Here is a 508-nt window from a genome sequence, read left to right on the forward strand (position 1 = left end):
CGAAGTAGGCGAAGACGGCGATAAAGAGAACCGTCGCTAAGATCCAGTAGATATTTCGTTTCATATGTAACCTTGAGAGATATAAAAGGCTACGAAGCGATGCTTGTAGCCTTATTACAATCTTATTCCCTTCTATTAAGAGCTGACTGAGGGGATTACCGCGCTAAGTCAGTCTCTTATGCATAGTAAAGAGATAGAGATATGACGCTTAGAGTGATGGATCAAGCACTTTAAAGATCTCTTGAGAGATCTCATTAACATCACCATAACCATTGATGGTTTTAAGCTTGCCTTGAAGGATAAAGTAGTCGACTAATGGGAAAGTCTCCTCTTCAAAGACTTTGCGGCGTTTAAGAATCGTCTCTTCGGTATCATCAGAACGACCACGTGCTTTAAGACGCTCTTTGATCACTTCAAAAGGAACATCAAAGTAGATCACCTTATCGATCGGCATATTGATCTCATCGAGAAGTTTATCAAGTTGCTCTGCCTGATTGATGTTGCGAGG

Annotated in this window: 1 protein-coding gene; it reads right to left on the reverse strand. The window is 41.1% G+C overall.

What is annotated here, in order from left to right; all coding sequences use genetic code 11:
• Window positions 1-208: 208 nt before the first annotated feature.
• On the reverse strand, window positions 209-508 hold a 300-nt coding region (locus FK268_RS26300), incomplete at its 5' end, for an adenylate kinase family protein (protein ID WP_146437930.1).

This window comes from Tsukamurella sputi (assembly GCF_007858445.1).
Classification (GTDB): Bacteria; Actinomycetota; Actinomycetes; order Mycobacteriales; family Mycobacteriaceae; genus Tsukamurella; species Tsukamurella sputi.